Raw genomic sequence first — 23,117 nt, 5'->3', positions numbered from 1 at the left:
TGTTTTCAACTTGTCACGTTATTCTTTCTGGTGTATCATTTTATTGATTGCTTCGTACGGAATGAGCAAAATGAAATTGGATGGAGGAAACCGATGCCTACCCCTAGTATGGAAGATTATATTGAACAAATTTATTTGTTGATTGATGAAAAGGGTTATGCCCGCGTATCTGATATTGCTGAAGCGCTTAGTGTACATCCATCCTCTGTAACAAAAATGGTGCAAAAATTAGACAAAGATGAATATCTAATTTATGAAAAATATAGAGGGCTTGTATTAACATCAAAAGGTAAAAAAATTGGAGAACGTCTCGTATACCGTCATGACTTGCTAGAGCAATTTATGCGTATTATCGGTGTGGATGAAAGTAAGATTTACAATGATGTAGAAGGAATTGAACATCATTTAAGCTGGGAAGCAATTAATCGCATTGGTGATTTAGTGCAATACTTTGAACAAGATGAGGTTCGAGTGGAAACACTTCGTGGTGTTCAAAAAGCAAATGAAGAGAAAAGTAATTAAAGGGAACGTATGTCGTTTCCTTTTTTATTTCAATCGAAAAGGATGGGAGAATTATGAAAGCAATTATTTTTGATTTTGATGGATTAATTGTAGACACAGAAACAATATGGTTTCACTCTTTCAGAGACGCCGTTCGTGAGTATGGTGGAGATTTACCTTTAGAGGAATTTGCAAAGTGTATTGGAACGACAGATGATGTACTGTATGCATATTTAAATGATCAATTAAAAGAGAAGTTTAACAAGCATGCATTAAAAGAAAAAGTGAAAACTTTACATAAAGAGAAAATGAAAATAACAGAAGCTCGTGACGGGGTAAAAGAATACTTACAAGAAGCGAAAGAAATGGGATTAAAAATCGCATTAGCTTCCAGTTCATCTAGAGAATGGGTTATTCCTTTTTTGGAAGAGCTACAAATTCGAGATTATTTTGAAGTCATTAAAACGAGAGAAGATGTTGAGAAGGTAAAACCAGATCCAGCACTTTACCGAGTGGCAATAGAAGGTTTAGGGATAGATTCGTCTGAAGCCGTTGTATTTGAAGACTCGTTAAACGGATTGAAAGCAGCAATTGCGGCAGGGTTAACGTGCGTTGTTGTACCGAATGATGTAACACGGAATTTACCCTTTGAAAATCATCATCTTCGAATTGAAAGTATGAAAGATAAAAGCTTGAAAGAAGTACTGCAAAATATAAAGAAAGACCGTATTTCCTAAAAGGAAGCACGGTCTTTCTTTTTGTTTTTTTTACCTTCAATGACAGTTAAATGAGATTGTTTTCTTTTTCGCTTTAAAGAAGAAAGATTCCCTTTTTTCCCTTTGTCATTAGAAGCGTTTGATTTAAAGAAAGAATTGCTTAGGGGTGCTACATTTTGTTTCCCATGCTTGCGGCTCGATTGTTTTGCAGCGCGCTTATATGAGCTTTGCGAATTTGCTGAACCGCTAGAGTTTGTAAACATTTTGTAGAGTAAATAAAAGATACCAACGACAGCCAACATGATACCAATATTTCTTAACACTCCCATTGGATCTGTAATGACAGATGAAACAAGGCCGAATATTGCTAATCCGATAATAAGCACAAATATAGCGAAAGTAAACGAACGACCGTTCATAAGGAACACCTCCTAAAAACATATATTAAAATTAGTATATTAACGATGAGGAAAGGAGTTGAACACCATTTTTAAATAATTATTGTTTGTTTTCTAAACGTAATAATTCTTCAAACGATGCAATGGCTACTTCCACTTGATCATCTGTTGGTTCTTTCGTTGTTAATAGTTGTAGCCATAATCCGGGATATCCAAGTATGCGTAATACTGGAATATCGCGTAATCGATTCGTAAATTGTAACACTTCAAAAGAAATACCGAGAACGACTGGAATTAATAAAATTCGGTTTACCACTCTGGCCCAAAGTGGATCTGTAGGGACAAGGAAATAAACAAACATTCCAATAATGACTGTAAATATAATGAAGCTACTGCCACAACGATAATGAAGGCGAGTTTGTTTTTGAACATTTTCTACAGTCAATGAAAGATTATTCTCATAGGCATTAATTACTTTATGCTCCGCACCATGGTACTGAAATACCCGCTTAATGAGTGGCGTTAAAGAAATAAAGTATATATAGCTCAGTAATAACAGGAGCTTAATGACACTTTCGACAATGATTTGCCCTGTATGAGATGGGAAAATCGGTCTCGTTAATTCAGCTAGTAATGCAGGAACTGCTGTGAAAATGACTTTACCGAATATGAAAGATAAAACCCCAACTGCTGCAACTCCTAATACCATCGTTAACTTCGATTGTTCTTCTTTTTTTTTTTGCAATTTGTTCATCTTCTTCTGGGTGAACATCAAATCGTTCTGAAGCAAAGTTTAAATGTTTTGCCCCGTTCGCGCTTGCATCCACAATAGCGGCAATCCCTCGTAAAAATGGAATTTTTTTCAGGATAGATAATGCTTTATTACGAACGCGTGGTAATCGATAAAATTCAATCGATTTATCTTTACGACGAACCGCTGTAACAGTATATTCTCTACCGCCAAACATAACTCCTTCTATGACTGCTTGCCCGCCATATATTTGTTTTGACTCTTCTGCCATGTTAACACCAACCTGTATTTGTTTCTCTCTTATGTAGAAAAAGAGGCAATTGTCATACTGGGTTCTGTCGTTTTGAAATAAGACAATCACCGAGTTTCCTTTATTTTATCGACAAATACAAGTAGATGACAAGGAAAAATGTTACGAGAGTCGGACATTTCTTATTCTTTTTATAGACAAATTTCGCAGTATTTAAACATGGTTCAAAATAGTTTCGGGCATACTATTGAGCGGAGGTGTTGATGTGAGTCAAGAACATATAGGAACAAGAAATTTTGTGCAAATTGGTTTATTTGGTGGACTCTTTTGGGGAGGAATATGGTATTTTCTTCATATATTTTCATTTACAGAAGCGGGACCGAACTATTTACTTCTACCATTTGCCTTTGGAAGTTGGAAAGAAGGGGTATGGGGAAATGTGTCAGGAATTGTTTGTATGGGACTACTTTCGATTTTAATTGCCTTTTTGTATAAAGCGTTTTTGGCAAAGTTTGAAGGAATTCTGCCAGGGATTATTTATGGTCTATTTTGGTGGGCGTTACTATTTTTCGGAGTGGGGTTAATAGCGCCTGCTATTAAAAGTGCACTCCATTTACCGAAAGAAACAATTGTGACGACGATATGCATTTTTATATTGTATGGTGTATTTATAGCATACTCTGTTTCTTACGCAGTAAATACCAATAAGGCCGAGCGAGAAGGGGAAGAGAAGACAAACTATTCAAACAAGTAACTCCTATGTTAAAATGTTATATAGACATTTAATATTAAGGAGTTTTAAGCATATGAAAAAGGTACTCCTCGTAAACGGTCCTAACCTAAATCGCCTCGGTGTCAGAGAGGTAAATGTATATGGAAAGGGCACGCTAGCGACACTTGAAGCAGATATGAAGCAAGAAGCAGAAACAATGGGAGTGGAGTTAGAATGTTTCCAATCGAATCATGAAGGTGCGATTATCGATCGTATTCATGAAGCGGAAGATATATATGAAGGGATCATTTTAAATCCTGGAGCATTTACGCATTATAGCTATGCGATTCGAGATGCAATTGCAAGCATTTCGATTCCTGTTATTGAAGTACATATTTCTAACATTCATCAGCGTGAGTCGTTCCGTCACGAATCTGTGACGGCAGCTGTTTGTGCGGGACAAATTGTTGGATTTGGTTTTTATGGCTATAAGTTAGCGTTATTTGCATTAATGGAGAAATTGAGGGAGGCATAAAGTAATGGAGAAAATCGAAAGATTAAGAAGTGCATTTGATGAGGCTGGTATTGACGGTATTTTATTAACAAATGAACATAGTCGTAGATATATGGCTAACTTCACAGGAACAGCTGGTGTTGTACTCATTTCGAAAAACCGCGCTCAATTTATTACAGATTTCCGTTACGTAGAGCAAGCTACTAAACAAGCGGTTGGATACGAGATTGTACAGCATGCGGGATTAATTATCGATGAAGTTGCAAAGCAAGTGAAAGAATTAGGAATTCAAAAGCTTGGCTTTGAGCAAGATACTCTTACATATAGTTCTTATTCAGCTCATAAAGAAGCGATCGATGCTGAATTTATCCCAACTTCTGGGCTTGTAGAAAAGTTACGCTTGATAAAGACTGATTCAGAGATTAAGATATTAAAGGAAGCTGCACAGATTGCAGATGCTGCCTTTGAACATATTCTATCATTCATTCGCCCGGGAGTATCTGAAATTGAAGTGTCAAATGAACTTGAATTTTTCATGAGAAAACAAGGAGCAACATCTTCTTCGTTTGATATTATCGTTGCTTCAGGTCTTCGTTCGGCATTACCGCACGGCGTGGCATCTGAAAAAGTGATAGAAACAGGAGATTTCGTTACATTAGACTTCGGCGCTTATTACAAAGGATATTGCTCTGATATTACTCGTACGATTGCAGTTGGTGAACCATCTGATAAATTGAAAGAAATTTATAATATCGTTTTAGAAGCACAATTACGTGGTGTGAACGGTATTAAAGCTGGTTTAACTGGCCGTGAAGCGGATGCGTTAACGCGTGATTACATAACGGAAAAAGGATACGGTGAATACTTCGGACATTCTACTGGTCATGGAATCGGTCTTGAAATCCATGAAGCACCAGGTTTAGCATTCCGTTCTGATACAGTACTTGAACCAGGTATGGCTGTAACAGTAGAGCCAGGTATTTATATTCCAGGTATTGGCGGCGTACGTATTGAAGATGATATCATTGTGACAAGTGAAGGTAATGAAGTAATTACGAAATCACCAAAAGAACTTATTATTTTGTAATACACAGGAGGATTTTTTTACATGATTTCAGTAAACGATTTTCGTACAGGTTTAACAATTGCAGTGGATAATGGCCTTTGGCAAGTACTTGATTTCCAACACGTAAAGCCAGGTAAAGGTGCTGCATTCGTTCGTTCTAAACTACGTAACCTTCGCACAGGTTCTGTTCAAGAGAAAACATTCCGTGCTGGTGAGAAAGTAGAAAAAGCACACATCGAAAACCGTCGTATGCAATACTTATACGCAAGCGGTGAGTCTCACGTATTTATGGATAACGGAACTTATGAGCAAATCGAACTTGGTGAAAAACAAATCGAGCGCGAGCTTAAATTCCTAAAAGAAAACATGGAAGTATCTATTATGACTTACCAAGGCGAAGTACTTGGTGTTGAACTTCCAAACACAGTTGAATTACAAGTTACAGAAACAGAGCCAGGTATTAAAGGTGATACTGCTTCTAACGTAACAAAACCAGCTACATTAGAAACTGGCCTTGTTGTACAAGTACCAATCTTCATTAACGAAGGCGAAACACTTATCATCAACACTGGTGAAGGTAAATACGTTTCTCGTGCATAGTAGAAAAGCACTCGTGATTATCACGAGTGCTTTTTTATAGAAAATAGGGCAAATAATAAATCGCTGTTATAACAAAACTAACGAAGACAAGTGAAAGGGTACCCATAATATATGGAGTTAAAATAATTTGAAATGGTTTTATTTCACCAGTTTCAATGCCAGTCAGTGTTTTACTGATTGCGTGATCCGTAATGTTGTTTCTATGATTACTCATAATAATTAGCCATGTAATTGCAAATATTGCTAAACTACCAAGGAAAAAGGCTTCCATGAATGACTAGCCGACCAATGATGAAAAAAGATAAATAAGAGCTAATTCTACTACAACGGTTAAATTAATTTTCAATGCCTTCATATTTTTCCTCCTCATTTTGTAATTCCAACCAGTTTAAAAATTTTTCACGTGACACGACGTGCAGAGAGCAAGATGACCTTACTTCTTTCTCTAGTGCAGCGTGTTCGTATGGAAACTTGTTTTCCACATGTAATGAAATATAAGGTAGTTTTTCTTGTGCTTTTAAAGAGCGAATATTATTCGTTTTAGCACCAGCAAATACATAGGAAAGTTGTAAGTCTAAAAAAGCAATCTTAAAAATTTCTTTTTTTACAGCCTCATTATATCCTTTTCCCCAGTATGGATAGCCGAGCCAGCTGCCAATGTGAGATTGTTTCTTCTCGTAATTAATATGTTTAAGTGTGGTGAGACCAATTATTTCATTCTCTGCATTTACAATCACTCTCGATAAAGACTTCTTTTGGCGTTCTTCTTCTATGGCGAAAAGAAGGAATGCTTTCGTGTCTTCGATTGTTTCTACTTTTATTCCTAATGCGTTTTTTACATGTGGATCACTTGATAGCTTGAAAATCGCATTTGCATAACGGAAATCGAGTGGTAATAAAGTAACTCGTTGCATCATTTTCCCTCCTTTTCAATAAATATACCATAAAATACCATCATTATTAAGAATATTCAAATTATTATAGACGGTAGATAAAAATTATGTTTTTAATTCTGAAATAGACAACCTCTGCATATGGTTGTACAAATATATTCTTTTCTAGCACACGCACTAGTAACCGTTATGGGAGAAGGTGGGAGAATGAAACAGTGGCTAGCGGCAATGGAAACATCTGTGCTTGTAATGGGGCTGCTTCGGTTGTTTTCAGGTAGCGCGGAAATATTCGCCGCTTTGCTTATGCTTTATGTGAATGATGCGAAGAAAGCATTGTTTATAAATGGTATGTTGGCGTTTGTTGGACCGACCGTATTAATTTTAACAATGACAATAGGCATAGCGAGTGTGGCAAGTGAGATCTCTTTCTTGAAACTCTTTTTTCTAGCGCTTGGAATTGGCTGCATTTTTATCGCGTTGTTGAAATAAGTAAGTCGAGTATAGTGGGGCGAAGCTGATGAAAGAAGTATTAGAAGTTTTACCAAAAACGATGAAGCAGTTAGTGGAAAATTGTAAGCAGTACGATGCTCTAGAGGAAATCCGTGTTCGAATTGGAAGACCGCTAGAGTGTATTGCTCAAGGTGAAGTGTTTTTTTATGACTATATCGTTACAGCAGAGGATGCTATTTACTTATTGAATAAGTTAAGTCACTTCTCAATTTATACAATGGAAGAAGAATTAAAGCGTGGGTATGTGACACTCCGAGGAGGTCACAGAATCGGCTTAGCAGGAAAAGTTATTACAGAAAAAAGCACAGTGAAAATGATTCGAGATGTCTCTTCTTTTAATATTCGTATTGCTCGTCAAAAAATAGGGATTGCTGAACCACTTTTACCGTATTTGTATGAATCACGATGGTTAAACACGATGGTAATTGGCCCGCCGCAAACGGGGAAAACAACACTTTTAAGAGATGTAGCACGTTGCATGAGTCAAGGTGTAAGTGCTTCGAAAATACCTTCGTGTAAAGTAGGGATTGTTGATGAACGGTCAGAAATTGCTGGCTGTGTGAAAGGAATTCCGCAGTATGATTTTGGCACACGAGTAGATGTGTTAGACGCATGTCCAAAAGCTGAAGGAATGATGATGATGATCCGTTCTATGAGCCCAGATATATTAATTGTGGATGAAATTGGTCGTAAAGAAGATAGTGAAGCAATTATGGAGGCTGTACATGCAGGGGTTCAGCTTTTTATAAGTGCACATGGATTTTCCTATGATGATGTTGTGAAACGCCCATCATTAAAGGCAGTGCTAGAGCTCGGCATTTTTGATAGGTTTGTGGAATTGTCAAAAGCAAGAGGGCCAGGAACAGTTATGCAAGTGAAAGATAAATATGGAAAACCGGTATTACCTCATAGAAAGGCTGAGGGCGTATGGTGAAAATATTTGGTGCAGTGTTAATCGTTGCGGTCAGCACCTTTTTCGGGTTTTCATACGCCAAAAGATACAGTGAGAGACCGAGGCAACTTAGATTATTAAAAGCGGCACTGCAATCATTAGAGGCAGAAATTATGTACGGGCATACACCATTGTCTGAAGCCGCTGAGCGATTAGTGAAACAAATGCCGAAGCCGTTAAATTGGATATTTCAAAGTTTCGCTAGCAGGCTAGAAAGTGGAGAACAAACAGTTAGAGAAGCTTGGATAGATAGTTTGAAAGAAAATTGGAAGCTAACAGCATTTCAACAAACTGAGTATGAGATTTTGCAGCAATTTGGTGAAACGCTCGGACAACATGATCGTGAATCACAACAAAAACATATTCGGTTATGTATTACACATTTAGAGAGAGAAGAAGAAGAAGCGAAAGCATTACAGCTGCAATATGAAAAGATGATTAAGAGCTTAGGAGTACTAGCGGGGCTACTTATTGTAATTTTACTGCTATAGGGGGGAGAAAGGCGATGTCCATTGATGTTGGATTAATATTTCAAATCGCCGGAATCGGCATTGTTTTAGCTTTCATTCATACTGTACTAAAAGAATTAAAGCGTGAGGATATTGCAAATTGGGTTATCCTCGTCGGTTTTGTCGTTATTTTATTTCATGTCGCATTTTTAATTAATACACTATTCGACAAGATTAAAAGTGTCTTTCTCTTCCAGTAAAGGGGGCGGTTCGAATCGAAATTATACAAATTGTCGGATTAGGCCTCGTTGCTACGTTTTTAGCGGCTGTATTGAATCAGCATAAATCTAGCATTACGTCATTATTTATTGTGTTCGTAGGTAGCGTAATGTTCCTTCTTTTAATCGATCAAATTCACGCTATTTTACAAATGATTGAGAGAGTAGCGAGTGAAGCGAAAGTTAGCAACGTATATGTAGAAACGTTGCTAAAAATTATTGGGATTGCTTATATCGCTGAGTTTGGAGCGCAAATTACAAAGGATGCAGGACAGGGGGCAATCGCTTCGAAAATTGAATTAGCTGGAAAGATTTTAATTCTCGTTATGGCGATCCCTATTTTGACGGTTGTAATTGAAACTATTCTCGGATTTTTACCGACGGGATAAGGGGGAGTGAATGTTGAGGGGGTTTGGAGCTAAGCTGCTATTTGCTTGCTTCCTTTTCTTTTCTTTACCAGTTGTTGTACAAGCTTCTCCTGTAGAGACAAACGTCGTTGATCAACAATTGGATAAGCTCGGAATTGAAGATGTGAAGCAATTTTGGGACGGGCTTGTTACAAAATATGGAGGTTACTTACCAGAGAGTCAAAAAGGTAGCTTTATGGAGTTTGTAAAGGGAGAAAAAGAAATCTCTATAAAAGAGTGGATGCTAGGTTTATTAAAGTACTTATTTCACGAACTTGTTGCAAATGGGAAACTACTCGGAACGCTCATTATGCTCACAATTTTTAGTGCATTGTTGCAATCACTGCAATCTGCATTTTCAAAGAGTAGCGTAAGCAAAATAGCCGATGCAGTTGTATATATGGTACTAATTATTTTCGCTTTAAATAGCTTTTATGTCGTTATGACATATGCAAGAGAAACGATACAAACAATGGTAGATTTCATATTAGCGTTATTGCCTATCTTGCTTGCACTCATAGCGACAGGTGGTGGTGTTGTATCCGTATCGTTTTTTCATCCGATTATCATCTTCTTAATGAATACGAGTGGGCTTTTGATGAATTATATCGTTCTACCACTTTTATTACTTGCAACGATATTAAGTATTGTAAGTACGATGAGTGATCAATATAAAGTTACGAAATTGTCCAAGCTTCTGCAAAACGTTAGCGTCGGGATTATCGGTATTTTTTTAACGATTTTTTTAGGCGTATTATCTGTACAAGGAACAGCGACAGCTGTTGCGGATGGAATCGCTGTGAAAACAGCTAAATTTGTAACAGGAAACTTTATTCCCGTAGTAGGAAGAATGTTTACAGAGGCGGCGGATACAGTTATTAGTGCGTCGGGATTATTAAAAAACACAGTCGGAATTATCGGACTCGTCATTCTATGTTTAATTGTCGCTTTTCCAGCGATTCAAATTTTTTGCATTGCATTTATTTATAAGTTCGCAGCAGCAGTATTGCAACCAGTTGGCGGCGGAGCAATTATTCAATGTTTAGATATCATTGGACGGAGCATTATTTATGTATTTGCTTGCTTAGCTATCGTATCGTTTATGTTCTTTTTAAGTATCACAATTATTATTGCTGCGGGGAACATTACACTTATGATGCGGTAGGAGGTGAAGGGTATGCAATTTGTTACAGAGTGGATTAGAAATATTATCGTTTTTTTACTCTTAGCGACAATGCTTCATCTTATTCTTCCAAATTCCAATTTGCAAAAGTACGTTAAATTCGTTGTAAGTCTATTATTAGTTGTTTTAATTTTAACGCCTCTATTTAAACTATTGCAAACAGATGTAAATGAAGTAATCGCAAATTTTAATGAAGAGAAGTACGTAGCAGAAGGATCTGTAAAAAATTCAATAGATTCGAAGAAAAAAGAAATACAAGCTCTAACACGTGCATATAGTTTAGAAGAGATGGCTACCAAAATGAAAAAAGAAGTAGGAAAAGAGTTTGAGAAACAGTATGGTATGTCAGTCTCTGAAATACAAATAGTCGCAGCGGAAAGCACAGCGGAAGTAAAGTCAGCGAAAGATATTCAATCTGTTGTTGTGACGTTGAAAGAAAAAGAACGTAGTAAAAATGATGCAATCGAAACAGTAAAACCAGTTGAAATTAATACGAAAGAACCACCGAAAAAAGTAGAGGAAACGAATGGAGAAATGAAAGACTTCTTTTCAAGCAGGTGGCAACTAGAGAATAAACAAATCCAAGTTCAAATGGAAGGGAGGACAGGTAGAGTAAATGGACAATAAAGATAAAAATTCGAAGTTCTCATTTTTTCGAAACTTATTGAATGGAGATGAAAAAGAAAGTAATGAGAAGGGAAAAAAGGTAACACCTAAGTTCTTACTTGTCCTACTCATACTTGGAATGTTGCTTATGTTTTCTAGTAGTTTTTTTTCAAGTAAAAAAGAAGAAGTACCTGTATTTAAAGAACAAAAAACTCAAAACCAGGAAAAAGATGTACCAACTTTTGGACAAAAAAATAATGATAATATGTCAAATGTAGAAAAATATGAAAAAGCGTATGAACAAGAATTAAAAGCAGCCTTAGAAGAAATAGCAGGAGTAAAAGATGTAACGATTAATGTGAATTTAGATTCATCAGAGGAAAAAATATTAGAAAAAAATACAGTGAAACGTTCACAAACAACAGGTGAAACAGATAAAACAGGCGGCAAGAGGGAAGTAGAAGACGAGTCTCTTGATGAAAAGACAGTCATTATACGTGAAGGGGATAAAGAAACTCCCGTTGTTTTACGAACAGAGAAACCGAAAGTACGAGGTGTTCTTGTCGTAGCAAAGGGAGTGGATAATATACAAGTTAAAGCGATGGTAAAAGAAGCTGTCATACGGCTACTAGATGTACCAGCCCATCGCGTTTCAGTTTCACCGAAAAATTGATAGGGAGGAAATAAAGTGTTAAAAAAACAAACGGTTTGGCTATTAACGATGTTAAGTTTAGTTGTTGTACTATCTGTGTATTACGTAACAACTCCAGACAAAATGAATACAGCATCGCCGGCAACAGGTGAAAAGATTGGACAAGAAAAACAAGGTACTGATAAAGCAGTAACAAACGAAGCACCTAAAGAAACGCCTAAAAAAGAAAATACAAACAAGGAAACATCAAATAAAGAAACAAACAAAGAAACAGATAAAAAAGAGAGTGCTACAAAAGAAACAAGCAAAAAAGAAGCTAACGTAACAGTTCAATCAAGTGATGAAAATTTCACAGCATTACGTATGCAAATGGAAGATCAGCGAAGTGAACAAAAAGCAAAATTACAAGAAGTGATGAGTTCAACAAAAGCTTCAGCAACAGAAAAGAATAAAGCGAAAGAAAATTTTGATGCAATCACTACAATGGAAACGAAGCAAGAATTACTTGAGACAGTAATTAAATCTCAAGGTGGATATAAAGATGCCCTTGTAAGAGCTGATGGAACTGACATTAAAGTAACTGTAAAAGCAGCAAAACATTCACAAAAAGAAGCGAATAAAATTATACAACTTGTAAGAAGTGAAGGCGGATCAAAAGATGTAGGTGTAAAATTTGATCCACCAACAAAATAAAACGAATAATCCGCGGGGAATTCCTCCGCGGATTATTCGTTTTTAGTAATCGGATTGTTTGAAAATAGTTAGATAAAAATAATAATAGAAAAAAGCTATCATTTTCGATAGCTTTTTTCTGTTTCGTCTTTGTTTTTACTATGTTCAACTCGGAACGGAGAAATACGTTGTGAGTAAAAGATTAGCGGTTCATGGTAGTGATGATTACTTTTTCCGGATTTGACGTGGATGAAGAGAACGAATGCCCAGACCATTACGGCAGGTAAGAAGAGAATGAGCCATATCATATGTCCACACCTCGATACGATATATTTTCTACACTTTGAACATACTATTCTTATATGAAGGAATGATGAACGACGTGTAAACAAAAAAATAATATTTGGTAAAAATACGTTATTGACTATAGATGAGGTGACGAGTAAAGCGGTAATGGTAGGTTTACTTTATAGTATTTTGAAAAGTAAGGAATGTTTTTTCGGAAGTGGTCTTGCCAATTTTGTGTGAAACTTGGTATTATTACTAGGTAATAAATTTTTATTGGAATAATATTTTTACAGGAGTTTCGATTTATTATAAAGAAATATAAATTGGAATGTTTAAAAAATTTATCGTAAGATGGAAATAGTAACTATTTCTATTAGTAAATGAAATGCATTTTCTAATAGAGTACATCGTATTTTTACAGTCAATCTAGTTTTAGTGAAGAGAAATCTGTAAAAACGGGACAAACAAGAGTATGGGAGTGGATTTTACATGTTTAAAATTCAAGAAGTTCGTGAATTAATTAAATTAATTGATAGCTCTAATATTGATGAATTTGAATACAAAAAAGATGGTACGACAATCAAAATGAAAAAGCGTGGCAATGAAGTTGTTGCGGTGCAAGCGCCTGTAGCAAAACAAGCCGTGCAACCAGTAGCACCTGTTGAAGTTGAAACGACAGTAGCGGCAGCACAAGTGGAAGTGCCAAAACAAGAAGAGAAAAAAGCTGTTCAGAATGAAAACCTACATAAAATTACATCACCAATGGTAGGTACATTCTATTCTTCTTCTTCTCCTGATACGCCTCCATATGTAAGTGTTGGGGATAGAGTATCGAAAGATTCTATCGTATGTATTGTCGAGGCTATGAAGTTATTTAACGAAATCGATGCAGATATAGATGGAGAAATTGTTGAGATTCTTGTTAATAACGGACAGCTTGTTGAGTATGGACAACCGCTATTTCTTGTAAAAGCGTAATAAGGGAGTCTTTGTGATGATAAAAAAAGTATTAATAGCCAATCGTGGGGAAATCGCTGTACGAATTATTCGTACTTGTAAAGAAATGGATATTGAAACAGTCGCAATTTATTCAGAAGCGGATAAAGAGTCACTTCACGTACAAATTGCTGATGAGGCGTATTGTGTAGGACCAACGATTTCGAAAGAAAGCTATTTAAATTTGACGAACATTATTAGTGTTGCGAAGTTAACAGGCTGCGATGCAATTCATCCGGGATACGGATTTTTAGCAGAGAATGCAGATTTTGCAGAGTTATGCCGTGAGTGTAACTTAATTTTTATCGGTCCAAGTCCAGAAGCTATTTCAAAGATGGGCACAAAAGACGTTGCTCGTGATACAATGAAAGAAGCAGGGGTTCCGATTGTACCAGGTTCACAAGGAATTATTAAAAATACCGAAGAAGCGATCGAACTTGCGAATCAAATTGGATATCCTGTTATTATTAAAGCGACTGCAGGTGGCGGCGGAAAAGGTATTCGTGTTGCGCGTCATGAAGAGGAGCTTGTAAAAGGAATTCAAATTACACAGCAAGAAGCTAGTACCGCTTTTGGGAACCCTGGTGTATACTTAGAAAAGTACGTTGAAGATTTCCGCCATGTTGAGATTCAAATAATGGCAGATACACACGGAAATGCCATTCATTTAGGAGAGCGTGATTGTACGATTCAGCGCCGCTTGCAAAAACTACTAGAAGAAAGTCCATCACCAGCACTTGATGAAAATGTGCGTAAGCAGATGGGTGAGGCGGCAGTTAAAGCAGCGGTAGCGGTTGATTATACAGGTGCTGGTACGGTTGAGTTTATTTATGAATATAAAACGAAAAGCTTTTATTTCATGGAGATGAATACGAGAATCCAAGTTGAGCATCCAGTTACTGAAATGGTAACAGGGGTAGACTTAATTAAAGAACAAATTCTTGTTGCTTCTGGAGAAAAGTTATCGTTACAGCAAGAAGAAGTACAATTTAATGGTTGGGCAATTGAATGCCGAATTAATGCGGAAAACCCTGCCAAAAAATTTATGCCATCTCCAGGTAAAGTAGAAATGTACTTGCCACCAGGCGGATTTGGTATTCGCGTCGATTCAGCTGTATATCCGGGATATTCAATCCCACCTTTCTATGATTCGATGGTTGCTAAATTAATTGTTCACGGAAAAACACGTGAAGAGGCAATTGCAAAAATGAAGCGTGCACTCAGTGAGTTTGTCGTTGAAGGCGTACATACAACAATCCCGTTCCATTTGCAATTGTTAGATCATCCTGATTTTGTAAAAGGTGAGTTTAATACGAAATTTTTGGAAGAGCATGAACTTGTGACGCAGTGATACATTAAAGGAGGTTTTTTTCATGGCTGAACATATGTTAGATATGGGTCAAGATACAACTCTTGGTAAAGTAGAAATTGCACCAGAAGTAATTGAAGTAATCGCAGGTATTGCAGCTGCTGAGGTAGAAGGCGTAGCGGCAATGCGTGGTAATTTTGCTACAGATGTTGTTGAGAAGTTAGGTAAGAAAAATCATGGTAAAGGTGTAAAGGTTGAATTAGCAAACGAAGATATTATCGTTGACCTTTATGTTGTAATGTATTTTGGCGTAGCAATTCCAGTTGTTGCACAAAAGATTCAAGACAACATTCGCCAAGCACTCTTTACAATGACAGGGCTTGAGCCAAAAGAAGTGAATGTTCACATCGTTGGCGTAACATTCGAAACACAAAAAACAGAAATCGAACCAGTGTAAGAATGAAAAAGGTGCCTAGTAACATAGGCATCTTTTTTATCGTTTCATTTCTTCACAAATTACAACCCTCTAATTATTATACTATTTCAAAAAATGAGAAATAAAAAAGAAAATGTTTCGTTTTACCAAAAAACGTACATTGTGATAAGATATGGAACTTGAAGTTAATCTTTTTATTATTTTTCAGCCTTGTAACCCGTGTGTGAAACGATAAATTGTGTTATTATCATTGTATTATAAGGTTGGAAAATCAATGAAAACTGTAAGAGTAAGTGAATTGACGGCTTATAAATTATAATAATATAACAAAGCATAAGGAAAGACTTGAAGCATAAAGGAGAGTTACAATGAAACGTAGGACGGCTAGAGAAAGAGCTATGCAAGCATTATATCAAATGGATATTACAGGTGAATTAGAACCGAAAGTAGCAGTGGAAAACACGCTAGATGAAGGTGAAGAAACAAATGAGTTTCTAGAATCACTTGTTGTAGGTTTTGTAGAAAATAAAGAAGTAATTGATGAAGCGATTCGTCAAAATTTAAAAAAGTGGAAGCTTGAGCGTATTAGTATTGTTGATCGCAGTATTTTACGTGTAGCTGTGTATGAAATGAAATACATGGAAGAAATTCCACACAACGTAACAATTAACGAGGCAATTGAAATTGCTAAAACATTTGGGGATGAGGAATCTCGTCGTTTTATTAACGGCGTTTTATCTAATATAAAAGATACACTGTAATTTCTTTAAGGGGGAATCTTAAAATGGTAGCAGTAATCATCAAAGGAAATGAAGTTGCGGAGAAAAAACGAGCACAATTAACAGAAGAAGTTGTGAAGTTGAAAGAGCAAGGGATTGTACCAGGATTAGCAGTTATTTTAGTTGGAGAAGATCCAGCATCTCGTTCTTATGTAAAAGGAAAAGAAAAGGGCTGTGAACAAGTAGGAATTTATTCAGAGCTAATTGAATTTCCTGAAACAATTACGGAGGAGCGTTTGCTTGCTGAAATCGATCGCTTAAATGGCGATGACCGCATTAATGGCATATTAGTGCAATTACCTTTACCAAAACATATTGAAGAAAAAGCTATCATTGAAAGAATTTCACCAGAAAAAGATGTAGATGGATTTCACCCAATCAGCGTAGGACGTATGATGACGGGACAAGATACATTCCTTCCATGTACACCGCATGGTATTGTAGAGTTAGTAAAAGAAACAAATCTTGATATCTCAGGAAAACATGTTGTAGTAATTGGAAGAAGTAATATTGTCGGCAAGCCAGTGGGACAATTGTTCTTAAATGAAAATGCAACTGTCACATACTGTCATTCTAAGACGCAAAATATGAAAGAGTTAACGAAATTAGCTGATATTTTAATCGTAGCAGTAGGACGACCTAAAATGGTAACAGCTGATTATATAAAAGAAGGAGCAGTTGTAATCGACGTTGGTGTAAACCGTTTAGAAACAGGGAAACTTTGTGGTGATGTTGACTTTGACAACGTGCTAGATGTTGCAGGTTACATTACACCTGTGCCAAAGGGTGTTGGTCCAATGACGATCACAATGCTTCTTCATAATACTGTTGAATCGGCTAAGCGTGCAGGTGTCGTTTGTAAATAATTTGAGTCGGCTATGAGGAGAGAGAAATGGAGAAACAATATTTAACCGTTACAGCGTTAACACGCTATATAAAAACAAAAATAGAATATGATCCGCATTTACAGTCTGTTTGGTTAAAAGGTGAAATTTCCAACTTTAAAAATCATAGCCGTGGCCACATGTATTTTACATTGAAAGATGAAAATGCAAGAATCGCAGCGGTTATGTTTGCGGGTCATAATCGTAATATTAAATTCAGACCTGAAAATGGGATGAAGGTACTCGTGAAAGGGAAAATCTCTGTTTACGAGGCGAGTGGTTCTTATCAAATTTATATTCAAGACATGCAGCCTGACGGAGTCGGAAACCTGCATTTAGCTTACGAACAATTAAAGGTTCGTTTAGAGGAAGAAGGATTGTTTTCTCAAGTTTATAAAAAAACAATCCCTCCTTATGCGAAAACAATAGGTGTGATTACGTCACCAACAGGAGCAGCGATTCGTGATATTATAACAACGATTAAACGTCGTTATCCAATTGGAAATGTTATTGTGTTTCCAGTACTTGTACAGGGGGAGTCAGCAGCTCCCTCAATTGTACAAGCGATCCGTACAGCGAATGAAATGGAAGGGATAGATGTCCTAATCGTTGGGCGCGGTGGAGGTTCTATTGAGGAATTGTGGGCGTTTAACGAAGAAATGGTTGCAAGAGCTATTTTCAAGAGTGAGATTCCTATTATTTCAGCAGTAGGCCATGAAACAGACTTTACAATTGCGGATTTTGTTGCCGATTTAAGAGCACCAACACCAACTGCAGCGGCTGAGCTGGCAGCGCCTAATATTATCGAGTTACAAGAAAAGGTATTACAAAGAACTCTAAGGTTGCAAAGAGCAATGAGAGAGTTAGTACATAAAAAAGAAGAAAAACTACAAGTATTGCAAAAATCTTATGCGTTCCGTTATCCAAGACAAGTATATGAGCAAAAAGAAGAGCAATTGGATAGAGCGTTAGAACAGCTTGTGTTAGCGAAAGAGCGCTATATTGATAAAAAGGTAAATCAGTTAAAACAGCTTTCATTTTATTTAGAGAAGCACCACCCATCTCAAAAAATTATGCAAACAAAGGTAGCAGTTGAAACATTGCAAAAGCAATTGCAACGTGAAATGCAAACTTTACTCCAAACGAAAGAATTTGCCTTTGTAAGAGCTGCTCAAAAACTTGAAGCGCTAAGTCCGCTTAAAGTAATGATGAGAGGGTACGGGCTTGTATATGATGAAGAGAAGCAAGTGTTAAAAAGTGTGAAAGATGTTAGCCTTGGAGATGCTGTTTCAGTTCAATTACAAGATGGAATATTAGATTGTAGCGTATCAGGAATAGAGGAGCGTGAATTGAATAATGGAAAATAAATTAAGCTTTGAAGAGGCAATTTCGCAACTTGAGCACCTCGTTTCTAAATTAGAGCAAGGTGACGTACCTTTAGAAGAAGCAATTTCTTATTTTAAAGAGGGTATGGAATTATCTAAGCTGTGTGATGAGAAGTTGAAGAACGTACAAGAACAAATGGCAGTTATTCTTGGGGAAGATGGAGAGCTTGAACCGTTTACTGCTTTAGGAGATGAAGCATAGTGACAATTGCTTTTGATACTTTTTTGAAAGAAAGTAAAACTTTCGTAGAAGAGAAGCTTGTAAGCTATGCAAATGAATTACAATGTCCAAATGTACTTCGTGAAGCGATGGCATATTCTTTGGAAGCGGGTGGAAAGCGTCTCCGCCCGTTACTTTTATTTGCAACATTACAAGCGTTTGGTAAAGAAAAAAATCTTGGTGTAGGTGCAGCTTGTGCTCTTGAAATGATACATACATACTCGTTAGTTCATGATGATTTACCTTGTATGGATGATGATGATTTAAGAAGAGGGAAGCCCACAAATCATAAAGTATTTGGTGAAGCGATGGCAGTTTTAGCAGGAGATGGTTTGTTGACATATGCTTTTCAAGTTATTATGGCATATGAACAAAAGGAAATCTCTGCTGAGAAAAAAGTAAGACTTGTACTTGAGCTTGCAAAAGCGGCAGGGCCAGAAGGAATGGTTGGCGGACAAGTGGCAGATATGGAAGCGGAAGGGAAACAGCTTACAATCGATGAGTTGGAGTATATTCATAAGCATAAGACTGGAAAACTACTTGAATTCGCTGTACTTGCAGGGTCGATACTGTCTGATGCGACAGAAGAACAGGAAGAAAAATTACTTGAGTTTGCGAAATATATCGGCCTAGCTTTCCAAATCCGAGATGATATTTTAGATGTGGAAGGAACCGAAGAAGAGATTGGAAAACCGATTGGTAGTGATGTTTCTAACGAAAAGAGCACATATACGACGTTATTTACTGTAGATAGAGCAAAGGATATTTTAGAAGAAACGATTGCAAAAGCAAAAGATGCTATTAGTTCCTTGCAATTACAAGATGAATATTTACTATCTATTTGCGATTTGATTGCAAAACGTAATAACTAATATAACAGCGTTTTCATTTGTTGAGTCATTCATCATTTTATGATATAAATGTAGGAAAAGGTTTTTCTTTTCTTGTTATTGGCAAAAATATATGTAGATTACATTGCCGTTATCACTTCGTGTTAGCGGCTATTTTTTTCATCGCCTAAAGAAATATGGTTTATAATAAGATTAGGGCGCAATAGACTGGTTAATAGCAGGACAAGGTGAAAAATAAAAAAAGAGAATTTCTTGTTTTGTGTAAATGTTTTTTATAATATTTGACATGTTGACAGATTATGAAATGAAAGTGAGTGATCCATGTGGATCTAACGCAAATTCAAAACCCTAGTTTTTTGAAAGAGATGTCTATCAGTGAACTAGAGGGATTGAGTGAGGATATTCGTAAGTTTTTAATTGAAGAGCTCTCTCAAACAGGTGGACATATTGCGCCTAATTTAGGTGTAGTAGAACTCACAATTGCTCTGCATAAATTATTTGATAGTCCGAAAGATAAATTTTTATGGGATGTAGGACATCAATCCTATGTACATAAAATTTTAACTGGACGTGCAAAAGAATTCGGCACATTAAGGCAATATCAAGGTCTATGTGGTTTCCCAAAACGTTGTGAGAGTGAGCACGATGTATGGGAAACTGGCCATAGCTCGACATCATTATCTGCTGCAATGGGAATGGCTCTAGCACGTGATTTAAAGAAAACGAAAGAATATGTTATACCAATCATTGGTGATGGCGCTTTAACGGGCGGAATGGCTTTAGAGGCATTGAACCATATTGGACATGAAAAAACAGACATGATTGTTATTTTGAATGATAATGAAATGTCAATTGCGCCAAACGTTGGTGCGCTTCATAATGTGCTTGGACGTCTACGTACCGCAGGAAAATACCATTGGGTAAAAGATGAGCTAGAGTATATTTTGAAGAAAATCCCAGCTGTCGGTGGGAAAGTTGCTGCGACAGCAGAGAAAATAAAAGATAGTCTTAAATATTTACTAGTATCTGGTGTCTTTTTCGAAGAGTTAGGCTTTACATATTTAGGTCCAGTCGATGGACATGATTATGAAAAGTTATTCGAAACGTTGCAATATGCAAAGAAAACAAAAGGCCCAGTGCTTGTTCATGTTATTACGAAAAAAGGAAAAGGTTACAAACCAGCTGAGAGTGATGTTATTGGCACTTGGCATGGAACAGGACCTTATAAAATTGAATCAGGTGACTTCGTTAAACCGAAAGAAGTTGCACCAGCATGGAGTGCTGTTGTTAGTGAAACAGTACTTAAGTTAGCGAGAACGGATGAGCGTATCGTTGCAATTACACCTGCAATGCCTGTTGGATCGAAACTTGAGAAATTCCAAAAAGAATTCCCAGATCGTATGATTGATGTAGGTATTGCAGAACAGCATGCTACAACAATGGCAGCGGGTATGGCAACGCAAGGTATGAAACCATTCTTAGCTATTTATTCAACATTTTTACAAAGAGCTTATGACCAAGTTGTTCATGATATATGCCGCCAAAATTTAAATGTTTTCATCGGAATTGATCGCTCTGGTTTAGTAGGAGCAGATGGTGAAACGCATCAAGGTGTATTTGACATCTCATTCTTACGCCACTTGCCGAATATGGTACTTATGATGCCAAAAGATGAAAATGAAGGGCAACATTTAGTGTACACGGCGATGCAATATGAAGATGGACCAATCGCATTACGTTATGCGCGAGGTAATGGACTTGGCGTTCATATGGATGAAGAATTAAAGGCGATTCCAATCGGTTCATGGGAAACGTTAAAAGAAGGTACACAAGCAGCTATTTTAACATTTGGTACGACAATACCAATGGCAATGGAAGCGGCTGAGCGTCTTGAAAAGGCTGGTATTTCAGTGAAAGTAGTGAACGCTCGCTTCATTAAACCAATGGATGAAGCATATTTACATGATCTCTTAGGAAAAAATATACCAATTTTAACGATTGAAGAAGCTTGCTTAATTGGTGGTTTTGGAACAGGAGTAGTTGAATTTGCGTCTGAGAACGGGTACCATAGTGCGTTAGTTGAACGAATGGGTATTCCAGATCGTTTCATAGAACACGGTAGTGTACCAAAATTATTAGAAGAAATCGGTTTAACGACAGATGCTGTTGTAGACCGAATTCATACAATGATTCCATCAAAACAAAAAAGGGCGTAACAAATGAGTGCGAAAAAAGAAAGAGTAGATGTACTATTAGTAGAGCGAGGGCTTATAGAAACACGTGAGAAAGCAAAACGCGCCATTATGGCCGGCCTTGTATATGCGAATGAGATGAGATTGGATAAGCCAGGGGAGAAAATCCCACAAGATACAGAGATTACGGTGAAGGGGCAAGTTATGCCGTATGTAAGCCGTGGTGGTTATAAACTTGAAAAGGCATTAGAGACATTTCATCTTGATTTACAAGATAAAGTTATGATAGATATTGGTTCATCAACTGGTGGCTTTACCGATTGCGCGCTTCAAAATGGAGCGAAATTATCTTATGCATTAGATGTAGGGTACAATCAACTTGCGTGGAAATTGCGTCAAGATGAGCGCGTTGTCGTAATGGAACGAACGAACTTCCGTTACGTAACACCAGCAGACTTAGAACGTGGTTTACCGCAATTTGCTAGTATCGATGTTTCGTTTATATCATTAAAACTTATATTGCCAGTTTTAAAAACAATGCTTATGCCGAATGGGGATGTAGCAGCGTTAATTAAACCGCAGTTTGAAGCTGGAAGAGAGCAAGTTGGTAAAAAGGGTATCGTTCGCGATCGAAAAGTACATGAGGCTGTCGTAGAAATGATTGTCGACTTTGCTATAAAAGAAGGATACGACGTAGAAGGCTTAACATTCTCACCAATTACGGGCGGGGATGGTAATATTGAATTTTTAATTCATCTGAAATGGCATGGTGAACGTGAGAATGGCGAAAATCATTCTCCAGTTTCTGTTGAGCAAGTAGTTACAGAGGCACATGATGTCCTAAAACAAAAAGGGAAAGGGGAATAACATATGTTGTTCCTCTTTTTGTTGTAATTGTATAATGATTGTAAAAACAATTGTGTACAAGTAACGAATTATAAGTTAACATAAATAAGTGAAGTATACCAATGTTTAAACTATGGTAAGAGATAGTGTGAGGTGCAAATGTATGAATAAAGGTCAGCGCCATATTAAAATCAGGGAAATTATTGCGAACAAAGAAATTGAAACACAAGATGAATTAGTTGATATTTTACGTAATGAGGGATTTAATGTAACGCAAGCAACAGTATCGCGCGATATTAAAGAATTGCACTTAGTGAAAGTGCCATTACATGATGGTCGCTATAAATATAGTTTGCCAGCAGATCAACGATTTAACCCGTTACAAAAATTAAAACGTAATCTAGTGGATTCATTTGTAAAATTAGACACGGCAGGACATATGCTTGTGCTAAAAACATTGCCTGGTAACGCTCATTCACTTGGAGCACTTATTGATCATTTAGAGTGGGATGAGATCATCGGAACCATTTGTGGTGATGACACTTGCTTAATTATTTGCCGTACACCTGAAGATACAGGTGTTGTCTCTGATCGTTTCTTAAATATGCTGTAATAAAAAATCTTGTTTGCTTTCCTCTGTAAAGTGGAAAGTGAACAGGATATTTTTATTGGTTAAAAACGTGAATTCTTAATTGTAATATAATATTTTCTTTGAATAAAATTAGGAAATAGGTGGATTGACCCCATGCCCATCAACTTAAGAATTTTCACTACCCCCAAGTGACAAAAAACGTTATTCTTTCTAAAAAGCTAGCTAGAAA

Annotated in this window: 29 protein-coding genes and 2 pseudogenes; 26 read left to right on the top strand and 5 right to left on the bottom strand. The window is 36.8% G+C overall.

From position 1 onward, the window contains the following. The first annotated feature begins 93 nt into the window (after positions 1–93). The gene (gene mntR, locus PDQ33_RS13965) at positions 94–522 is read left to right on the top strand and encodes a transcriptional regulator MntR (RefSeq protein ID WP_270393382.1); all 429 of its coding nucleotides are present in this window, start codon (positions 94–96) and stop codon (positions 520–522) included. Positions 523–575: 53 nt separating this feature from the next. Beyond that, positions 576–1,238, top strand: coding sequence for an HAD family hydrolase (locus tag PDQ33_RS13960; RefSeq protein ID WP_000643907.1), 663 nt, complete (start codon positions 576–578; stop codon positions 1,236–1,238). Here the strand turns inward: PDQ33_RS13960 and PDQ33_RS13955 are convergent. Both PDQ33_RS13955 and PDQ33_RS13950 read right to left on the bottom strand, forming a co-directional pair. Continuing rightward, the gene (locus PDQ33_RS13955) at positions 1,235–1,636 is read right to left on the bottom strand and encodes an SA1362 family protein (RefSeq protein WP_001014446.1); all 402 of its coding nucleotides are present in this window, start codon (positions 1,634–1,636) and stop codon (positions 1,235–1,237) included. The two genes, PDQ33_RS13960 and PDQ33_RS13955, sit on opposite strands and share 4 nt — an antisense overlap. Positions 1,637–1,715: 79 nt before the next feature. Beyond that, positions 1,716–2,637, bottom strand: a pseudogene (locus PDQ33_RS13950) (DUF1385 domain-containing protein). Between the two features lie 244 nt (positions 2,638–2,881). Here PDQ33_RS13950 and PDQ33_RS13945 point away from each other — a divergent pair. Genes PDQ33_RS13945 through efp form a run of 4 tightly spaced genes read left to right on the top strand, consistent with a single transcriptional unit; the run spans position 2,882 to position 5,508 of the window. Beyond that, the gene (locus tag PDQ33_RS13945; RefSeq protein ID WP_000076575.1) at positions 2,882–3,370 is read left to right on the top strand and encodes a YqhR family membrane protein; all 489 of its coding nucleotides are present in this window, start codon (positions 2,882–2,884) and stop codon (positions 3,368–3,370) included. Between the two features lie 52 nt (positions 3,371–3,422). Continuing rightward, complete coding sequence (gene aroQ / locus PDQ33_RS13940; RefSeq protein WP_000757087.1) at positions 3,423–3,863, top strand: type II 3-dehydroquinate dehydratase; 441 nt, start codon at positions 3,423–3,425, stop codon at positions 3,861–3,863. 4 nt (positions 3,864–3,867) lie between these two features. Next, a complete protein-coding gene (pepQ, locus tag PDQ33_RS13935) occupies positions 3,868–4,929 on the top strand; it encodes a Xaa-Pro dipeptidase (RefSeq protein ID WP_000411051.1) in 1,062 nt (353 codons plus the stop codon). A 21-nt stretch (positions 4,930–4,950) separates the two neighbouring features. Continuing rightward, the gene (gene efp / locus PDQ33_RS13930; protein ID WP_000626512.1) at positions 4,951–5,508 is read left to right on the top strand and encodes an elongation factor P; all 558 of its coding nucleotides are present in this window, start codon (positions 4,951–4,953) and stop codon (positions 5,506–5,508) included. Between the two features lie 34 nt (positions 5,509–5,542). Here efp and PDQ33_RS13925 read toward each other — a convergent pair. Beyond that, a pseudogene (locus PDQ33_RS13925) lies at positions 5,543–5,863 on the bottom strand (hypothetical protein). Next, the gene (locus tag PDQ33_RS13920) at positions 5,844–6,422 is read right to left on the bottom strand and encodes a GNAT family N-acetyltransferase (protein ID WP_001190073.1); all 579 of its coding nucleotides are present in this window, start codon (positions 6,420–6,422) and stop codon (positions 5,844–5,846) included. The pseudogene PDQ33_RS13925 and the gene PDQ33_RS13920 overlap by 20 nt, the downstream one beginning before the upstream one ends. A 186-nt stretch (positions 6,423–6,608) precedes the next feature. Between PDQ33_RS13920 and PDQ33_RS13915 the strand changes: the two genes are divergently transcribed. The 9 genes from PDQ33_RS13915 to PDQ33_RS13875 are packed head-to-tail and all read left to right on the top strand — an operon-like array spanning position 6,609 to position 12,131. After that, positions 6,609–6,890, top strand: a complete 282-nt coding sequence (locus PDQ33_RS13915) for a YqhV family protein (RefSeq protein ID WP_000816054.1) — start codon at positions 6,609–6,611, stop codon at positions 6,888–6,890. A gap of 28 nt (positions 6,891–6,918) precedes the next feature. Then, positions 6,919–7,845, top strand: coding sequence for a stage III sporulation protein AA (gene spoIIIAA, locus PDQ33_RS13910; protein WP_000665885.1), 927 nt, complete (start codon positions 6,919–6,921; stop codon positions 7,843–7,845). Then, complete coding sequence (gene spoIIIAB, locus PDQ33_RS13905; protein WP_000238697.1) at positions 7,839–8,354, top strand: stage III sporulation protein SpoIIIAB; 516 nt, start codon at positions 7,839–7,841, stop codon at positions 8,352–8,354. Before spoIIIAA ends, spoIIIAB begins: the two co-directional genes overlap by 7 nt. A gap of 14 nt (positions 8,355–8,368) precedes the next feature. Next, complete coding sequence (gene spoIIIAC, locus PDQ33_RS13900; protein WP_000020914.1) at positions 8,369–8,572, top strand: stage III sporulation protein AC; 204 nt, start codon at positions 8,369–8,371, stop codon at positions 8,570–8,572. Positions 8,573–8,595: 23 nt separating this feature from the next. Next, complete coding sequence (spoIIIAD, locus tag PDQ33_RS13895) at positions 8,596–8,979, top strand: stage III sporulation protein AD (protein WP_077317075.1); 384 nt, start codon at positions 8,596–8,598, stop codon at positions 8,977–8,979. A gap of 10 nt (positions 8,980–8,989) precedes the next feature. Beyond that, positions 8,990–10,162, top strand: a complete 1,173-nt coding sequence (spoIIIAE, locus tag PDQ33_RS13890) for a stage III sporulation protein AE (protein ID WP_000943695.1) — start codon at positions 8,990–8,992, stop codon at positions 10,160–10,162. 12 nt (positions 10,163–10,174) lie between these two features. Beyond that, positions 10,175–10,807, top strand: a complete 633-nt coding sequence (gene spoIIIAF, locus PDQ33_RS13885) for a stage III sporulation protein AF (RefSeq protein ID WP_001161050.1) — start codon at positions 10,175–10,177, stop codon at positions 10,805–10,807. Then, on the top strand, positions 10,797–11,459 hold the full coding sequence (gene spoIIIAG / locus PDQ33_RS13880; protein ID WP_000368876.1) for a stage III sporulation protein AG: 663 nt from the start codon (positions 10,797–10,799) through the stop codon (positions 11,457–11,459). Before spoIIIAF ends, spoIIIAG begins: the two co-directional genes overlap by 11 nt. 15 nt (positions 11,460–11,474) lie before the next feature. Further along, complete coding sequence (locus PDQ33_RS13875; protein WP_000914701.1) at positions 11,475–12,131, top strand: SpoIIIAH-like family protein; 657 nt, start codon at positions 11,475–11,477, stop codon at positions 12,129–12,131. Between the two features lie 98 nt (positions 12,132–12,229). On the opposite strand, the gene PDQ33_RS13870 is transcribed toward PDQ33_RS13875, so the two are convergent. Next, complete coding sequence (locus PDQ33_RS13870) at positions 12,230–12,418, bottom strand: hypothetical protein (RefSeq protein ID WP_002081027.1); 189 nt, start codon at positions 12,416–12,418, stop codon at positions 12,230–12,232. Positions 12,419–12,887: 469 nt separating this feature from the next. On the opposite strand from PDQ33_RS13870, the gene accB reads away from it, so the two are divergent. From accB to argR, 11 genes are all read left to right on the top strand, one after another. Then, on the top strand, positions 12,888–13,376 hold the full coding sequence (accB, locus tag PDQ33_RS13865) for an acetyl-CoA carboxylase biotin carboxyl carrier protein (RefSeq protein WP_061132213.1): 489 nt from the start codon (positions 12,888–12,890) through the stop codon (positions 13,374–13,376). A 16-nt stretch (positions 13,377–13,392) separates the two neighbouring features. After that, positions 13,393–14,745 carry an acetyl-CoA carboxylase biotin carboxylase subunit gene (accC, locus tag PDQ33_RS13860; protein ID WP_270755953.1) on the top strand — a complete coding sequence of 451 codons (1,353 nt, stop codon included), beginning with the start codon at positions 13,393–13,395 and terminating at the stop codon, positions 14,743–14,745. Positions 14,746–14,767: 22 nt separating this feature from the next. Continuing rightward, the gene (locus tag PDQ33_RS13855; protein ID WP_000807630.1) at positions 14,768–15,160 is read left to right on the top strand and encodes an Asp23/Gls24 family envelope stress response protein; all 393 of its coding nucleotides are present in this window, start codon (positions 14,768–14,770) and stop codon (positions 15,158–15,160) included. Positions 15,161–15,507: 347 nt separating this feature from the next. After that, positions 15,508–15,900 carry a N utilization substance protein NusB gene (gene nusB / locus PDQ33_RS13850; RefSeq protein ID WP_000830249.1) on the top strand — a complete coding sequence of 131 codons (393 nt, stop codon included), beginning with the start codon at positions 15,508–15,510 and terminating at the stop codon, positions 15,898–15,900. A 23-nt stretch (positions 15,901–15,923) separates the two neighbouring features. Next, the gene (gene folD, locus PDQ33_RS13845) at positions 15,924–16,784 is read left to right on the top strand and encodes a bifunctional methylenetetrahydrofolate dehydrogenase/methenyltetrahydrofolate cyclohydrolase FolD (RefSeq protein WP_000226726.1); all 861 of its coding nucleotides are present in this window, start codon (positions 15,924–15,926) and stop codon (positions 16,782–16,784) included. Between the two features lie 26 nt (positions 16,785–16,810). Beyond that, entirely contained in the window at positions 16,811–18,169 is a 1,359-nt protein-coding gene (xseA, locus tag PDQ33_RS13840; RefSeq protein ID WP_000415266.1) for an exodeoxyribonuclease VII large subunit, read from the top strand. Next, the gene (xseB, locus tag PDQ33_RS13835; protein ID WP_000428423.1) at positions 18,159–18,389 is read left to right on the top strand and encodes an exodeoxyribonuclease VII small subunit; all 231 of its coding nucleotides are present in this window, start codon (positions 18,159–18,161) and stop codon (positions 18,387–18,389) included. Before xseA ends, xseB begins: the two co-directional genes overlap by 11 nt. Continuing rightward, positions 18,389–19,279, top strand: coding sequence for a (2E,6E)-farnesyl diphosphate synthase (gene ispA, locus PDQ33_RS13830; protein WP_000150360.1), 891 nt, complete (start codon positions 18,389–18,391; stop codon positions 19,277–19,279). The genes xseB and ispA overlap by 1 nt, the downstream gene beginning before the upstream one ends. Positions 19,280–19,581: 302 nt before the next feature. Next, a complete protein-coding gene (gene dxs, locus PDQ33_RS13825) occupies positions 19,582–21,474 on the top strand; it encodes a 1-deoxy-D-xylulose-5-phosphate synthase (RefSeq protein ID WP_061132214.1) in 1,893 nt (630 codons plus the stop codon). 3 nt (positions 21,475–21,477) lie between these two features. After that, positions 21,478–22,317, top strand: coding sequence for a TlyA family rRNA (cytidine-2'-O)-methyltransferase (locus PDQ33_RS13820; protein WP_001274742.1), 840 nt, complete (start codon positions 21,478–21,480; stop codon positions 22,315–22,317). A gap of 142 nt (positions 22,318–22,459) precedes the next feature. Continuing rightward, positions 22,460–22,909 carry an arginine repressor ArgR gene (gene argR / locus PDQ33_RS13815; RefSeq protein ID WP_001032581.1) on the top strand — a complete coding sequence of 150 codons (450 nt, stop codon included), beginning with the start codon at positions 22,460–22,462 and terminating at the stop codon, positions 22,907–22,909. Positions 22,910–23,117: the final 208 nt, after the last annotated feature.

Source organism: Bacillus cereus group sp. Bc031 (genome assembly GCF_027716265.1).
Taxonomy (GTDB): Bacteria; Bacillota; Bacilli; order Bacillales; family Bacillaceae_G; genus Bacillus_A; species Bacillus_A paranthracis.
The sequence above is the reverse complement of the archived record's forward strand: the minus strand, read 5'-3'. Positions and strand labels throughout refer to the sequence as shown.

Bases quoted from the DNA above. Each gene is read 5' to 3' on its own strand.
- mntR (WP_270393382.1), top strand. From the start codon at position 94: ATGCCTACCCCTAGTATGGAAGATTATATTGAACAAATTTATTTGTTG.
- nusB (WP_000830249.1), top strand. From the start codon at position 15,508: ATGAAACGTAGGACGGCTAGAGAAAGAGCTATGCAAGCATTATATCAA.
- PDQ33_RS13915 (WP_000816054.1), top strand. From the start codon at position 6,609: ATGAAACAGTGGCTAGCGGCAATGGAAACATCTGTGCTTGTAATGGGG.
- PDQ33_RS13855 (WP_000807630.1), top strand. From the start codon at position 14,768: ATGGCTGAACATATGTTAGATATGGGTCAAGATACAACTCTTGGTAAA.
- pepQ (WP_000411051.1), top strand. From the start codon at position 3,868: ATGGAGAAAATCGAAAGATTAAGAAGTGCATTTGATGAGGCTGGTATT.
- PDQ33_RS13870 (WP_002081027.1), bottom strand. From the start codon at position 12,418: ATGATATGGCTCATTCTCTTCTTACCTGCCGTAATGGTCTGGGCATTC.
- PDQ33_RS13960 (WP_000643907.1), top strand. From the start codon at position 576: ATGAAAGCAATTATTTTTGATTTTGATGGATTAATTGTAGACACAGAA.
- aroQ (WP_000757087.1), top strand. From the start codon at position 3,423: ATGAAAAAGGTACTCCTCGTAAACGGTCCTAACCTAAATCGCCTCGGT.
- xseA (WP_000415266.1), top strand. From the start codon at position 16,811: ATGGAGAAACAATATTTAACCGTTACAGCGTTAACACGCTATATAAAA.
- PDQ33_RS13820 (WP_001274742.1), top strand. From the start codon at position 21,478: ATGAGTGCGAAAAAAGAAAGAGTAGATGTACTATTAGTAGAGCGAGGG.
- spoIIIAG (WP_000368876.1), top strand. From the start codon at position 10,797: ATGGACAATAAAGATAAAAATTCGAAGTTCTCATTTTTTCGAAACTTA.
- accC (WP_270755953.1), top strand. From the start codon at position 13,393: ATGATAAAAAAAGTATTAATAGCCAATCGTGGGGAAATCGCTGTACGA.
- folD (WP_000226726.1), top strand. From the start codon at position 15,924: ATGGTAGCAGTAATCATCAAAGGAAATGAAGTTGCGGAGAAAAAACGA.
- argR (WP_001032581.1), top strand. From the start codon at position 22,460: ATGAATAAAGGTCAGCGCCATATTAAAATCAGGGAAATTATTGCGAAC.
- spoIIIAB (WP_000238697.1), top strand. From the start codon at position 7,839: ATGGTGAAAATATTTGGTGCAGTGTTAATCGTTGCGGTCAGCACCTTT.
- spoIIIAA (WP_000665885.1), top strand. From the start codon at position 6,919: ATGAAAGAAGTATTAGAAGTTTTACCAAAAACGATGAAGCAGTTAGTG.
- spoIIIAF (WP_001161050.1), top strand. From the start codon at position 10,175: ATGCAATTTGTTACAGAGTGGATTAGAAATATTATCGTTTTTTTACTC.
- PDQ33_RS13955 (WP_001014446.1), bottom strand. From the start codon at position 1,636: ATGAACGGTCGTTCGTTTACTTTCGCTATATTTGTGCTTATTATCGGA.
- PDQ33_RS13920 (WP_001190073.1), bottom strand. From the start codon at position 6,422: ATGCAACGAGTTACTTTATTACCACTCGATTTCCGTTATGCAAATGCG.
- spoIIIAE (WP_000943695.1), top strand. From the start codon at position 8,990: ATGTTGAGGGGGTTTGGAGCTAAGCTGCTATTTGCTTGCTTCCTTTTC.
- xseB (WP_000428423.1), top strand. From the start codon at position 18,159: ATGGAAAATAAATTAAGCTTTGAAGAGGCAATTTCGCAACTTGAGCAC.
- efp (WP_000626512.1), top strand. From the start codon at position 4,951: ATGATTTCAGTAAACGATTTTCGTACAGGTTTAACAATTGCAGTGGAT.
- accB (WP_061132213.1), top strand. From the start codon at position 12,888: ATGTTTAAAATTCAAGAAGTTCGTGAATTAATTAAATTAATTGATAGC.
- spoIIIAC (WP_000020914.1), top strand. From the start codon at position 8,369: ATGTCCATTGATGTTGGATTAATATTTCAAATCGCCGGAATCGGCATT.